Source organism: Streptomyces griseobrunneus, from assembly GCF_046713465.1.
Classification (GTDB): domain Bacteria; phylum Actinomycetota; class Actinomycetes; order Streptomycetales; family Streptomycetaceae; genus Streptomyces; species Streptomyces microflavus.
Map to the genome: position 1 here is coordinate 7792540 of NZ_CP177080.1, position 13073 is coordinate 7805612.

A 13073-nucleotide genomic window follows, 5' to 3' on the forward strand; every position below is an offset into this window, starting at 1 on the left:
GCCGAGCGGCTCGCGAGCGGCCCGTGCCATCCAACGGCCCCCGGATGAACCGGTAATGACGTCGTCCCGCACCGGGCGCGACGCCATTGTGGCGGCACCGCCCGGCGGGAGCCGGCCCACCACGCGCGGCGCCGCCCGCCCTGCCGCTCAGTCGGCCGACAGGAGCCAGCCCGTCGCCCCGATCCGCCCCGCGTCCCGGGGCCTGGCGGAGTCGAAGACCGTGGTCCCGCCGTCCCGCACCCGGAGGGAGCCCACGTACGCGCCACGCCCCACGTACAACTGGTCCGTGGTGTAACGCCACCGCAGCTGGACGCTCCTGCCGCGCCAGGCCGACAGGTCCGCCTCCAGCCGGTGCCACACCCGCCCCGACCAGCCGGAGACCCAGCCCTCCGGGTGCGACTGCGGGTCCGGGCGGTGGTGGCCCGAGCCGGGGCCCGCGGTGGTGAACGGCACCGGCTGCCACTCCTGGCCCGCCGACGCCTCCAGCACCAGCCGGTCGGAGCCGGGTTCGGTGTCCCACCACAGGGCGCACTCCAGGCGGGAGCGCGCGGACCTCAGGCTCAGCGCGGGCAGGGCCAGGGTGGCGGTCGACGCGCTCGCCATCCCGGAGAACCAGGCGGCACGTCCCCGCTCCGGCCGGACCGGGACGGCCCGGGCCAGCTGGTTGGCGGTCGCCACCCGGGGCGCGCTGCCCGAGCGCCAGCTCCGTACGGGATGGACGGAGTTGCCCAGCACGACGAGGAAGGTGTCGGTCGACGGGTCGAGCACCAGGCTGGTCCCGGTGAACCCGGTGTGGCCCGCCGTGCGCGGGGTGGCCATCGCGCCCATGTACCAGTGCTGGTAGAGCTCGAAGCCGAGGCCGTGCTCGTCGCCCGGGAACGCGGTGTTGAAGTCCGTGAAGAGGAGGTCGACGGAGGCTTCGGACAGGATGCGGGAGCGGCCGTAGACGCCCCCGTTGAGGAGCGTCCGGGCGAGGACCGCCAGGTCCCAGGCGCAGGAGAACACCCCGGCGTGGCCCGCCACCCCGTCGAAGCTGTAGGCGTTCTCGTCGTGCACCTCGCCCCAGACCAGGCCGCGTTCGAGTCCGGACCACGGCAGCCGGGCGTCCTCGGTGGCCGCGATCTTCGGTTTCCAGGAGGCCGGCGGGTTGTAGCGGGTGCGGTGCATCCCGAGCGGAGCAGTGATCTCGTCCCGGAGCAGGGCATCCAAGGTGCGACCGGTGATCCGTTCCAGGATCAGTTGCAGCGAGATCAGGTTGAGGTCGGAGTAGAGATAGGCGCTGCCCGGGGTGGACGCCGGGATCTCGCTCCAGAGCATCCGGAGCTTCCCCTCCCGGGTCGGCTCCTTGTAGAGCGGGATCCAGGCCCGGAAACCGGAGGTGTGCGTGAGCAGCTGACGGACCGTGATGTCCTGCTTCCCGCCACCCGCGAAGTCCGGGAGGTACGAGGCCACTGCGGCCTCCAGCTCCAGCTCGCCGCGCTCGATCTGCTGGACCGCCAGGATCGAGGTGAACAGCTTGGAGATCGAGGCCAGGTCGAAGACGGTGTCCTCGGCCATCGCGATCTGCCGGTCCGCCGGGAACTCCACCCCGGTGTCCGTCGTCTCGTCGTACGCCGAGTAGCGCACCGCCTTGCCGATCGCCCGGTGCAGCGCCACCGTCCCGCCCCGCCCGGCGAGCAGCACCGCGCCCGCGTACCAGGGGTGCTTGGGGGTGTCGGCGAGGTAGCCCTCCGCCTCCCGGACCAGCTGGTCCAGCGGCCCCTGGACCAGCCCCGCGCGCACCGCACTGCCGCGCCGCAGCGTGGGCCGGTGCGTGGGCGGGTGGGCCCCTGATCCCATGCTCGCTCCCGTCTCCGCCGTCACCGGGCCCCTGCCCGGCGGGCCCTGCTCGGCCGCCCCGGCCAGGGGGATCGGCCCCAGGGCCAGTGCGCCGCCCAGCGCCAGTATCCCGCCGCCCAGCCTCCGGCGGCCGATGCCGCTCCCGGTGGCGTCGCCCTGCGGGGCCCCGCCCCCTGCCGTGTCCTCGTTCTCCGCCTCGTACCGGGTCATCCGCAACTCCTTCCCTTGGCCGGAGCCGGCCCACCGGGGCGGTCCCCGCGTGAGCACCCCGGCGCGAAAGTAACTTCCGAAATATCGCCGAGCAGTGAAAGTTCCTGCCGCCGCCGAGGTTACTGTCGCCCCCGCCGTCCCGAACGCCTCCGGGCCCGCAAAGAATCTGACACTGCATCAGAAAATCTCTTCCCTCGGCTGGCCGGCTGCGGCATCCTGCCGCCCATGGAGACGGAGCTGAGCAGAGAACTGGGCATCGAGCACGCCATCTTCGGCTTCACGCCGTTCCCCGCCGTCGCGGCCGCCATCAGCAGAGCCGGTGGACTGGGGGTGCTCGGCGCGGTCCGCTACACCGACCCGCAGGAGCTTGCCCGCGACCTCGACCGGCTGGACGGCCTCGCCGACGGCAAGCCCTACGGCCTCGATGTCGTCATGCCGGCCAAGAAGGTCGAAGGGGTCACCGAGGCGGACGTCGAGGCGATGATCCCGGACGGGCACCGAGCCTTCGTCCAGGACCTCCTCACCCGCCACGGCGTACCCGAACTCGCCGAGGGGGAGGCGTCCGGCTGGCGCATCACCGGCTGGATGGAGGAGGTCGCCCGCAACCAGCTGGACGTGGCCTTCGACTACCCGATCAAGCTCCTCGCCAACGCCCTCGGCTCCCCGCCCGCCGACGTCATCGAGCGCGCCCACGCCCACGGGGTCCTCGTCGCCGCCCTCGCCGGAAGCGCCGAACACGCCCGCCGGCACGCGGCGGCGGGCATCGACGTCGTCGTCGCCCAGGGATACGAAGCAGGCGGCCACACCGGTGAGATCGGTTCCATGGTGCTCGTCCCCGAAGTCGTCGAAGCCGTCGCCCCGCTGCCCGTGCTGGCCGCCGGAGGCATCGGCAGCGGCGAACAGGCCGCCGCCGGGCTCGCCCTCGGCGCCCAGGGCGTCTGGCTCGGCTCCCTCTGGCTCACCACCGAGGAGGCAGACCTCCACTCCGAGGCCCTCACCCGCAAACTCCTCGCCGCCGGCTCCGGCGACACCGTCCGCTCCCGCGCCCTCACCGGGAAACCCGCACGCCAGCTCCGTACCGAATGGACGGACGCCTGGGACGACCAGGCAGGGCCCGGCACCCTGCCCATGCCGCTCCAGGGGCTGCTGGTCGCCGAGGCGGTCTCCCGGATCCAGAAGTACGAGGTCGGGGAGCTGCTCGGCACCCCCGTCGGGCAGATCGTCGGCCGGATGACCAGCGAACGCAGCGTGCAGGCGGTCGTCGACGACCTGACGCGCGGCTTCGAACGGGCCGTCACCCGCATCAACCGCATCGCCGGAAGGAGCGCCACGTGAACCAGCCGCCCAACGGCTTCTGGGCCCAGGCCGCCGCCGACCCCGACCGCGCCGTCCTCATCGCACCCGACGGCGAGGAGTGGAGCGCGGGCCGTCTGCACGCCGACGTCAACCGCATGGTCCACGGACTTCGCGCGGCCGGGATGCGCGAGGGCGACGCGTTCGCCGTCGTCCTGCCCAACGGCACCGAGCTGCTCACCGCCCATCTAGCCGCCTCCCAGGCCGGCTTCTACCTCGTACCGGTCAACCACCACCTCGTCGGCCCCGAGATCGCCTGGATCGTCTCCGACTCGGGCGCACGCGTCCTCATCGCCCACGAACGTTTCGCGGCCGCCGCGACCACAGCCGCCGACGAGGCAGGGCTCCCGGAGAGCCACCGCTACGCCGTGGGCACCGTCCCCGGCTGCCGCCCCTACGCGGACCTGCTCGACGGCCACCCCGCCACCCCGCCCGGGAACCGCACGCTCGGCTGGGTCATGAACTACACCTCGGGCACCACCGGCCGCCCGCGCGGTATCCGCCGCCCGCTCCCCGGCAAGCTCCCGGAGGAGACGTACCTCGGCGGCTTCCTCGGCATCTTCGGCATCCGGCCGTTCGACGACAACGTCCACCTGGTCTGCTCACCGCTCTACCACACGGCCGTGCTCCAGTTCGCGAGCGCCGCTCTGCACATCGGCCACCCGCTCGTCCTGATGGACGGCTGGGCCCCGGAGGAGATGCTCCGGCTGATCGGCACCCATCGCTGCACCCACACGCACATGGTCCCCACCCAGTTCCACCGGCTGCTCGCGCTGCCCGACGAGGTGAAGGCCCGTTACGACGTCTCCTCCATGCGCCACGCCATCCACGGGGCCGCGCCCTGCCCCGACCATGTGAAACGCGCCATGATCGACTGGTGGGGGAGCTGCGTCGAGGAGTACTACGCGGCCAGCGAGGGCGGCGGCGCGTTCGCCACCGCCGAGGAGTGGCTGAAGAAGCCCGGCACCGTCGGCAAGGCCTGGCCGATCAGCGAGCTCGCCGTCTTCGACGACGACGGAAACCGGCTGGCGGCAGGCCGACTCGGCACGGTCTACATGAAGATGAGCACCGGTGGCTTCAGCTACCACAAGGACGAGACCAAGACCCGCAAGAACCGCATCGGCGACTTCTTCACCGTCGGCGACCTCGGAGTCCTGGACGCGGACGGCTATCTCTTCCTCCGCGACCGCAAGATCGACATGATCATCGCGGGTGGCGTGAACATCTACCCCGCCGAGATCGAATCCGCCCTGCTCACCCACCCCGCCGTCGCGGACGCCGCCGCCTTCGGCATCCCGCACGCCGACCGGGGCGAGGAGGTCAAGGCCGTCGTCGAACCGGCCGAGGGGTACGAGGCGGGGGACGCGCTCGCCGCCGGGATCCTCGCCCACTGCGAGGAACGGCTCGCCGGCTACAAGCGCCCCCGCTCGATCGACTTCATCGCCGTGATGCCCCGCGACCCCAACGGGAAGCTCTACAAGCGGCGGCTGCGCGAACCGTACTGGGAGGGGCACCCACGCCCCCTGTAGGAACGGGCCGGGTCCGCGAGAAGAGCTGCCCCCTCGCGGACCCCGTCCGTCGGTCGGCTATCGCCGCTCCTGCACCCGCACCACCCGCAGGTGCGGCGAACGGGCGATGTCCTTCTCGCAGAACCGGGACGTCACCCAGCGCTCACCCGAGAACAGCCGCGTCTGGTCGCTGTGGTGCGGCGAGTTCGGGTTCGACGACTGGGAGTACGTGAGCAGCGTCCGGGCCACCGGGCACCGGCTGCCGTCCCAGCCGACCGCCTGGATGTAGCTGGAACCGGCCGACACCTCGGCGTACCCGCCCGCCGCCGGGTTCCACACCGGCTCGATCTTGTTCCAGATACCGAGCGACTCCGTACCGCCGCCGACCGGGATGCGCTTCCCGTTCCGTACGACGAACTGGTGCTTGCCCAGCGGCGCGTCCAGCGCGATGCCCGCCGCCCGCAGCTCCGTGACCGTGTCGGCCAGGGCCTGGCCCAAACCGGGCGCTGCGGTGTTGAGGCCGCGCGGGGTACGTACCGGATCGGCCGGGTCGAACGGCACCTTCCACCGTTCCGCCGCGGGGAAGGCCACCGCCTTGCGCCAGAACCGGTCGAAGAGCAGCGCACCCCGGCTGTCGCTGTCCACTCTCCGGTCCCACCGCCGCAGCACCGGGCAGGCCGCCGACACATCGACCGCCGTACCGCTGCTGCCCACGGCCGTCCCGCCCGGCAGCTCCGCACACCACTTCGCCACGTCGGCCGCGACCAGATCGCCGGTCGGCGCCCGGTTCGCGAGCTGCTGGCGCTCCAGGTCCGTGACGCGCAGCCGCCCCCTCTCCGCCATCGCCGCGACATCCTCGATCGCGCCCCGGGTCCGGATCGACCGCTGGGTGGCGGTTGTGCCGAAGACCCGCTCGTAGCCGGTCAGCGGCCGCTCGGCGTTGGTCAGCCAGGCGCTGTCGTTGGAGTTCTCGACGTACGGGGTGTTCTTCAGCGTCGGCATCCGGCCCGGCCCGAAGATCCCGGGCTGCACCGCGTCCCGGTCCCTCCCCAGGGCGCACGCCGACTTCGACCCGTCGAGCACCGCGAGACCGGCCGACGGATAGGTGGCCTGGCCCAGCGGGGTCGAGCAGCGTGCCGCCAGCTCGTCCGTGATCCTCGGCAGCACCTGCGACTGGGAGAAGAAGGAATTGCCCGACCGGTCGGCGGCGATCGTGTTCACCCAGGGCAGGCCCTGGGAGCGGTGGAGCGCCCGCTCGATCCCCGAGGTGGAGCGCGCCCTGCTGAAGCCGAGCGAGGTGTCGGCGCTGCGCAGGTTCACCGCGTTCGGGTCGTTCAGCGCGTACGCGGTGGTCGCCGTCCAGGGCAGTGGCAGCGCGGCACCCAGCGAGGTGACCACCGGGCCGTACCGGGTCCACCACTGCGTCCGGGTCACCGGGGCGGCGTCCTTCACCGGCACGGTGACCGTGCGCCGGTTCATCCGCTGCGGCTTCCCGTCCACCAGATAGACCGTGGGATCGGCCGGATCCAGGGTCAGCTGATGCAGATTCAGTGTGACGCCGGTCGCCACCGTGTGGCTCCACGCGACGTCCGCGTTGTGCCCGATCGAGATGGTCGTCGAGCCGAGCAGGGATCCGCCCGCCACGTTCAGCTCGCCGGGGATCGTCTGCTGCGACTGCCAGAACCGGCGGCCGCCGTCCCACGGGTAGTGCGGGTTGCCCAGGAGCAGCCCGCGACCGTTCGCCGTGGTGGAACCCCGGAAGGCGACCGCGTTGGAGCCCATGTCCGCGTGTCGAGTCGACAGGAGCCGCTGGGCGGCCGCTGCCGCTTCCTTCGGGGTGACCCCGGCGGCGGGCGGTGCGACCGTCGGCGGCTGCGCGGCGGTGATGCCGTCGATGCCGCGCCCCTGGCCGCCGAGCACCGCCAGGGCGAAGCCCCGTACCGCCACGTCCAGCGTGGTGACCGGCCGCACCCAGGAGGCGCCCCGGCAGGCGGGGTCGGTGATGCGGTCGCGGTTCTTCCTGAGCCACGCGTTGTACCCGGCGGCGAACCCGCGCATCGACTCCTCGGCGTCGCGGCTCGGACCCGCCGGAGCCGGGACCTTCAGCAGCTTCTCCACGGTGCCGCTGTCCCGGACACCACGGAAGTACAGATCGCTGGAGAGGTTCTTCGCCGCCGAGGAGAGGGAGAAGTCCGGGGCCGCGTCCGGGCCGAAGAACTTCGACCGCTCGCCGCGCACCGTGACGAACCCGTCCGCCAGCGTGCACACCTGGTCGGCGGCCTGCGCCCAGCCGGTGCCGAAGCCCAGGTTCGCGTAGTCCTTCGCCACGATGTGCGGAATGCCGTACTCCGTGTACCGGATGGTGGCGGACAGCCCGCCGCCCGACGGATGCCGGGCCTCCGATGCTCCGGAAGCCGCGGCCGGCGGCAGCGAGGCCGACACGGTCAACAGGGCGAGACCGGAGACCGCGAACAGTCTGAGACGGTTACGGAAGGTCAAGGGTGTTCCTCCCAACAAGGCGGATGGCCAAGACGGTTCGCCCGGTCACCCCGGGCGGCCACGCGCCACTCAGCCAGGGCGCCGCGCCCTCTGTCAACCGTCTGGTCGGTATCCGGCCGCCCGGCGCTCCCCGACACTCCCCGCAGGCCCCTTGACCCGCCGGGCCCGGCCGCACAGGATCACGCCATGACCGGTGTACGCAGCAGCACAGTCGACGGCGTCCTCACCCGCAGCGCCCGCCGCACCCCGGAACGGACCGCCGTACGGTATGGAGACCGGGCCTGGACCTACCGTTCGCTCGACGCCGCCGTCTCCACCGCGGCCGCCGTCCTGACCGGCGAACACGCGCTGCACCCCGGCGACCGGGTGGCCTCGTACGCCCACAACTCCGACGTCCATCTGATCGCCTTCCTCGCCTGCGCCCGGGCCGGGCTCGTCCACGTACCGGTCAACCAGAACCTCACCGGCGACGACCTCGCCTACCTCCTGAACCAGTCCGGCTCCGCCCTCGTCCTGACCGACCCTGACCTCGCCGGACGGGTCCCCGCAGGCCGTCCCGTACGCGCCCTGCGCGACGCACCGGGCTCGCTCCTCGACGCCCTGGACACCGAGCGGCCCTTCACCCCGGAGCGCGCCCCCGGCTCCGGCGACCTGGTGCAACTGCTCTACACCTCCGGCACCACGGCCCTCCCCAAGGGTGCGATGATGACGCACGGGGCCCTGGTCCACGAGTACGTCAGCGCGATCACGGCCCTCGGCCTGGCCGCCGGCGACCGGCCCGTCCACTCGCTGCCGCTCTACCACTCCGCCCAGATGCATGTGTTCCTGCTGCCGTACCTGGCGGTCGGCGCGGAGAACACCATCCTGGACGCCCCCGACGCCGGCCGGATCTTCGGCCTGGTCGAAGCGGGCCTGGCCGACAGCCTGTTCGCCCCGCCCACGGTCTGGATCGGTCTCGCCAACCACCCGGACTTCGCCACCCGCGACCTCACCGGCCTGCGCAAGGCGTACTACGGGGCGTCGATCATGCCCGTACCCGTCCTGGAACGGCTGCGCGCCCGTCTGCCGGACATCGCCTTCTACAACTGCTTCGGCCAGAGCGAGATCGGCCCGCTCGCCACCGTCCTCGGCCCCGACGAGCACGAGGGCCGGATGGAGTCCTGCGGCCGCCCCGTCCTCTTCGTGGAGGCCCGTGTCGTCGACGAGGAGGGCCGCGAGGTCCCGGACGGCACTCCGGGCGAGGTGGTCTACCGCTCACCCCAACTCTGCACCGGCTACTGGGACAAGCCCGAGGAGACGGCGGACGCCTTCCGTGACGGCTGGTTCCGCTCCGGCGACCTCGCGGTCCGCGACACCGAGGGCTTCTTCACCGTCGTCGACCGGGTGAAGGACGTCATCAACTCCGGTGGGGTCCTGGTCGCCTCCCGGCAGGTGGAGGACGCCCTCTACACCCACCCCGCCGTCGCCGAGACAGCGGTCATCGGCCTGCCCGACGACCGGTGGATCGAAGCCGTCACCGCCGTCGTCGTCCTGCGCGGCGAGGCGAGCGACACCGAACTCATCGACCACGCCCGCGAGAAGCTCGCCCACTTCAAGGCGCCCAAGCGGGTCGTCTTCGTTGACGAACTCCCGCGCAACGCGAGCGGGAAGATCCTCAAACGGGAGCTGCGGGACCGGCTGGCCTGAGCACGCCCCCGTACAGCCGCCCGGCCCGCAGGCCTACAACCGCCCCGCCTCCACGATCCGCCGCAGGAACCTCTGCGTGCGCTCCTCCCGGGGCGCGCCGAACACCTCGTCCGGGGTGCCGCGTTCCAGCACCACCCCCGCGTCCAGGAAGCAGACCTGGTCGGCGACCTCGCGGGCGAAGGCCATCTCGTGGGTGGCGATCACCATCGTCATGCCCTCGTCCTTCACCTCGCGGACCAGGCTCAGCACCTCGCCCACCAGCTCCGGGTCGAGGGCGGCGGTGATCTCGTCCAGGAGCAGCAGCCGGGGTCGTACCGCCAACGCCCGCACGATCGCGGTGCGTTGCTGCTGGCCGCCACTGAGCCGGTCCGGGTACTCATCGGCCTTCGCGCCGAGCCCCAGCCGCTCCAGGAGCTCGCGGGCCCGCCCCTCGGCCTCGGTCCGGGAGAGGCCGTGGACGCGCTGCGGGGCCAGGGTGATGTTCTGCATGATGGTCAGGTGCGGGAAGAGGTTGTACGCCTGGAACACCACCCCGATCCGGCGGCGCACCGCGTCCGCGTCGGTCCGGGGGGCGGTGATCTCCTCGCCCTCCAGCCAGATCGCCCCGTCGTCGATCTCCTCCAGCAGGTTGGCGCAGCGCAGCAGGGTCGACTTCCCGGACCCCGAGGCGCCGATCAGGGCGGTCACGGTGTGCGGGGCGACCTCCAGGTCCACGTCCCGCAGCACCAGCGAGGTACCGAACGACTTGCGGACGGCCTCCATCCGCAGCACCGGAGATCCCGTGGCTGTCACCGGTGCTGCGCTCATACGAGTCCTCCCTGGGCCCGTCGCCGGTCCATCCGGGCCGTCACCCAGTCGGTGAGCCGGGTCATCGGGATGGTCAGCGCGACGAAGACCAGGCCCGCCACGACGTACGGGGTGTAGTTGAAGTCCTTGCTGGCGATGATCTGCGCCGCGTACACGGCGTCCACCGCCCCGGCGATCGAGACGAGACCGGTGTCCTTCTGGAGGGAGACCAGGTCGTTGAGGAGCGGCGGCACCACCCGGCGCACCGCCTGGGGCAGCACCACGAAACGCAGCGTCTTGCCGCTGCTGAGCCCCAGCGACCGGGCGGCGGCCCGCTGCGAGGGGTGCACGGACTCGATGCCCGCCCGGAAGACCTCCGCGACGTACGCCGAGTACGTCAGCACGAGCGCGGCGCCGCCCAGCAGCACCGGATCGTTGGTCACGCCCTCCAGGCGCAGCGCGGGCACCCCGAAGACCACCATCAACAGGCAGATGATGAGCGGGAGCCCACGGAAGAAGTCGGTGTACGCGGTGGCCAGCGCCCGGACCGGGAAGAACACCGGCCCACGCAGGGTGCGGGCCACGGCCAGCAGCAGGCCGAACGCGAGCACGGCACTGCCGCACACCGCCAGCAGCCGCAGATTCAGCCACAGGCCCTCCAGGACCTGCGGCAGCGCCACGCGCGCGTAGTGCGGGCTGAAGAACGTCTCCTGCGTACGGTCCCAGCCGGGCGAGCCCGTGATCAGCAGGAACAGCACCACACCCGTCACCAGCGTGCTGGTCGCGGCGATCGCCGTAGCCCGCCGGGTGCGGGCACGACGGTGGCGTTCGCGGGCGATCCGGCGCTCGGAGGGAACGTACGTGTCCTCCTCGGGGAGGGTCTTGTGCAGTGTCACTTGAGCACCGGCGCGTCGACGGCGTCGGAGAGCCACTCCTTCTCCAGGGCGGCGAGCGTGCCGTCCTTCCGCAGCGCGTCCACCGCACCGCTCACGCAGGAGGTGAGCGTGGACTCCTTGTCCAGGACCAGGCCGAACTGCTCCGGCTTGTCGGCGGAGTTCGGGAACTGGCCGACGACCTCCGCCTCCGGCACCTCGGCCCCGGTGATGTAGAAGGCGGTGGGCAGGTCCACCACGATCGCGTCCACCTGGCCGGTCTTCAGGGCCGACTTGGCGAAGTCGTTGCGCTGGTAGACGGCCGGCTTCGTATCGGGCTTCACCAGGTCGTTGATGAAGTCCAGGCTGGTGGTGCCAACTTGGGCCCCCAGCTTCACCTTCTTGAGGTCGGCCACGCTCTTCGCACCCGCCGCCTTCGACGACTTCAGTGCGACGACCGCCTGGCGCACGTCGTAATAGCCGGAGGAGAACGCCACGGCCTTCTTGCGGGACTCGCTGATGGAGACCTGGTTGATGTCGAAGTCGAACTTCTTGGCGCCGGGTGCGAACGCGCTGTTGAACGGTACGTGCTGCCAGACCACCGCATCGCGGCCGTAACCGAGCTGCTTCGCCACCGCGTACGCCACCGCCGACTCGAACCCCTTGCCGTTGGACGGCTCGTCGTCGGAGAACCAGGGGGCGTACGCGGGCTTGTCCGTGCCGACGGTCAGCTTCCCCCCGACCTCGGTGGCGAGCCCGCCCGGCGCGCACGCCCCGGTCTCCGCGCCGGCCTGGCCCGAGGTCTTCGTCTTCTCCTCCGATTGAGGGGCGCAGCCGGTCAGGGCGGCGCAGAGGGCGACGGCGGAGCAGACGGCGGTGACCGTGGTGACCAGGGAACGGTTGGCGAGATGCATAGCGGGAGACTGGCAGTGCCCGGGCCTCTCTGTCGAGATTTTCGAGCAGGTGTCCGCATAGTGGGAACGGGTGTTGCGGTGGTGTGAACACACCGGTCACCGGGGCTGTTCACCCCGTACCGGACTCCCGGAGGTCCACGATCCGCCGGATCTTGCCCACCGAGCGCTCCAGCGTCTCCGGGTCCACGATCTCGACCCCCACCGACACCCCGATCCCGTCCTTCACCGCCGCCGCGATCGCGAGCGCCGCCTTCTCCCGGTCCGCCGCCGTCGCGTCCGCCCGCGCCTCCGCCCGGACCGTCAGCGCGTCCAGGCGCCCCTGCCGGGTCAGCCGGAGCTGGAAGTGCGGGGCGACGGCGGGCGTACGCAGCACGATCTCCTCGATCTGGGTCGGGAACAGGTTCACCCCGCGCAGGATCACCATGTCGTCGCTGCGCCCGGTGACCTTCTCCATCCGGCGGAAGTTCCGGGCCGTCCCCGGCAGCAGCCGCGTCAGGTCCCGGGTGCGGTAGCGGATCACCGGCATCGCCTCCTTGGTGAGCGAGGTGAAGACCAGTTCGCCCTCCTCACCGTCGGGCAGCACCTCACCGGTGATCGGGTCCACGACCTCCGGATAGAAGTGGTCCTCCCAGATGTGCAGCCCGTCCTTCGTCTCCACGCACTCCTGCGCCACCCCGGGGCCCATCACCTCGGAGAGCCCGTATATGTCGACCGCGTCGATGGCGAACCGGTCCTCGATCTCCCGGCGCATCGCCTCGGTCCACGGCTCCGCGCCGAAGATCCCCACCTCGAGCGAGGTCGTGCGCGGGTCGACGCCCTGCCGTTCGAACTCGTCCAGCAGCGTCAGCATGTACGACGGCGTGATCATGATGATCTCGGGCCGGAAGTCCTGGATCAGCTGCACCTGGCGCGCGGTCATCCCGCCGGACGCGGGGATCACCGTGCAGCCGAGCCGCTCGGCCCCGTAGTGCGCGCCGAGTCCGCCGGTGAACAGCCCGTACCCGTAGGCCACATGGACCTTGTGACCGGGCCTGCCGCCCGCCGCGCGGATCGACCGGGCGACCACGTCCGCCCAGGTGTCCAGGTCCCGTTCGGTGTAGCCCACGACGGTCGGGCGCCCGGTCGTGCCGCTGGAGGCGTGGATGCGCCGGACGTCCCGCTCCGGCACGGCGAACATCCCGAAGGGGTAGTTGTCGCGCAGGTCGGCCTTCGCGGTGAACGGGAAACGGGAGAGGTCGGCGAGCGTACGGCAGTCCTCGGGCCGGAGACCGGCCCCGTCGAACGCCGCCCGGTAGAACGGCACGTTCTCGTAGGCGTGGCGCAGGGTCGTGCGGAGCCGTTCGAGCTGGAGGGCCTCCAGATCGGCGCGGCTCAGCTGTTCCGCCGCGTCCAGCATGGCTGTCATA

9 protein-coding genes are annotated in these 13073 nt (G+C 71.8%); 3 read left to right on the plus strand and 6 right to left on the minus strand.

The window, feature by feature from the left end; translation table 11 throughout:
• Positions 1 to 147: 147 nt before the first annotated feature.
• Positions 148 to 2049 (minus strand): serine hydrolase domain-containing protein, encoded by a 1902-nt coding sequence (locus ACK8N7_RS35385; RefSeq protein WP_403215512.1) that lies wholly within the window; start codon positions 2047 to 2049, stop codon positions 148 to 150.
• A gap of 225 nt (positions 2050 to 2274) precedes the next feature.
• Between ACK8N7_RS35385 and ACK8N7_RS35390 the strand changes: the two genes are divergently transcribed.
• Positions 2275 to 3384, plus strand: coding sequence for an NAD(P)H-dependent flavin oxidoreductase (locus tag ACK8N7_RS35390; protein ID WP_403215510.1), 1110 nt, complete (start codon positions 2275 to 2277; stop codon positions 3382 to 3384).
• Positions 3381 to 4931, plus strand: a complete 1551-nt coding sequence (locus tag ACK8N7_RS35395) for an acyl-CoA synthetase (protein WP_403215508.1) — start codon at positions 3381 to 3383, stop codon at positions 4929 to 4931. The genes ACK8N7_RS35390 and ACK8N7_RS35395 overlap by 4 nt, the downstream gene beginning before the upstream one ends.
• A 57-nt stretch (positions 4932 to 4988) precedes the next feature.
• Here the strand turns inward: ACK8N7_RS35395 and ACK8N7_RS35400 are convergent, their stop codons facing one another.
• Positions 4989 to 7409, minus strand: a complete 2421-nt coding sequence (locus ACK8N7_RS35400) for an acylase (protein WP_403215506.1) — start codon at positions 7407 to 7409, stop codon at positions 4989 to 4991.
• Positions 7410 to 7595: 186 nt separating this feature from the next.
• Here ACK8N7_RS35400 and ACK8N7_RS35405 point away from each other — a divergent pair, with 186 nt between their 5' ends.
• On the plus strand, positions 7596 to 9095 hold the full coding sequence (locus tag ACK8N7_RS35405; RefSeq protein ID WP_500445176.1) for an acyl-CoA synthetase: 1500 nt from the start codon (positions 7596 to 7598) through the stop codon (positions 9093 to 9095).
• A 33-nt stretch (positions 9096 to 9128) separates the two neighbouring features.
• On the opposite strand, the gene ACK8N7_RS35410 is transcribed toward ACK8N7_RS35405, so the two are convergent.
• The 4 genes from ACK8N7_RS35410 to paaK form a co-directional block, all read right to left on the minus strand.
• Positions 9129 to 9902 (minus strand): amino acid ABC transporter ATP-binding protein, encoded by a 774-nt coding sequence (locus ACK8N7_RS35410; RefSeq protein WP_500445178.1) that lies wholly within the window; start codon positions 9900 to 9902, stop codon positions 9129 to 9131.
• Positions 9899 to 10777: an amino acid ABC transporter permease gene (locus tag ACK8N7_RS35415; protein ID WP_403215500.1), complete on the minus strand. Its 879-nt coding sequence runs from the start codon at positions 10775 to 10777 to the stop codon at positions 9899 to 9901. Before ACK8N7_RS35415 ends, ACK8N7_RS35410 begins: the two co-directional genes overlap by 4 nt.
• Positions 10774 to 11667 (minus strand): ABC transporter substrate-binding protein, encoded by an 894-nt coding sequence (locus tag ACK8N7_RS35420; protein WP_500445179.1) that lies wholly within the window; start codon positions 11665 to 11667, stop codon positions 10774 to 10776. Before ACK8N7_RS35420 ends, ACK8N7_RS35415 begins: the two co-directional genes overlap by 4 nt.
• 109 nt (positions 11668 to 11776) lie before the next feature.
• Positions 11777 to 13072 carry a phenylacetate--CoA ligase PaaK gene (gene paaK, locus ACK8N7_RS35425; protein ID WP_403215496.1) on the minus strand — a complete coding sequence of 432 codons (1296 nt, stop codon included), beginning with the start codon at positions 13070 to 13072 and terminating at the stop codon, positions 11777 to 11779.
• Position 13073: the final 1 nt, after the last annotated feature.

Excerpts from the sequence above, each read along its gene's own strand:
- ACK8N7_RS35410 (WP_500445178.1), bottom strand. The coding sequence starts at position 9,902 with ATGAGCGCAGCACCGGTGACAGCCACGGGATCTCCGGTGCTGCGGATG.
- paaK (WP_403215496.1), bottom strand. The coding sequence starts at position 13,072 with ATGACAGCCATGCTGGACGCGGCGGAACAGCTGAGCCGCGCCGATCTG.
- ACK8N7_RS35390 (WP_403215510.1), top strand. The coding sequence starts at position 2,275 with ATGGAGACGGAGCTGAGCAGAGAACTGGGCATCGAGCACGCCATCTTC.
- ACK8N7_RS35405 (WP_500445176.1), top strand. The coding sequence starts at position 7,596 with ATGACCGGTGTACGCAGCAGCACAGTCGACGGCGTCCTCACCCGCAGC.
- ACK8N7_RS35385 (WP_403215512.1), bottom strand. The coding sequence starts at position 2,049 with ATGACCCGGTACGAGGCGGAGAACGAGGACACGGCAGGGGGCGGGGCC.
- ACK8N7_RS35420 (WP_500445179.1), bottom strand. The coding sequence starts at position 11,667 with ATGCATCTCGCCAACCGTTCCCTGGTCACCACGGTCACCGCCGTCTGC.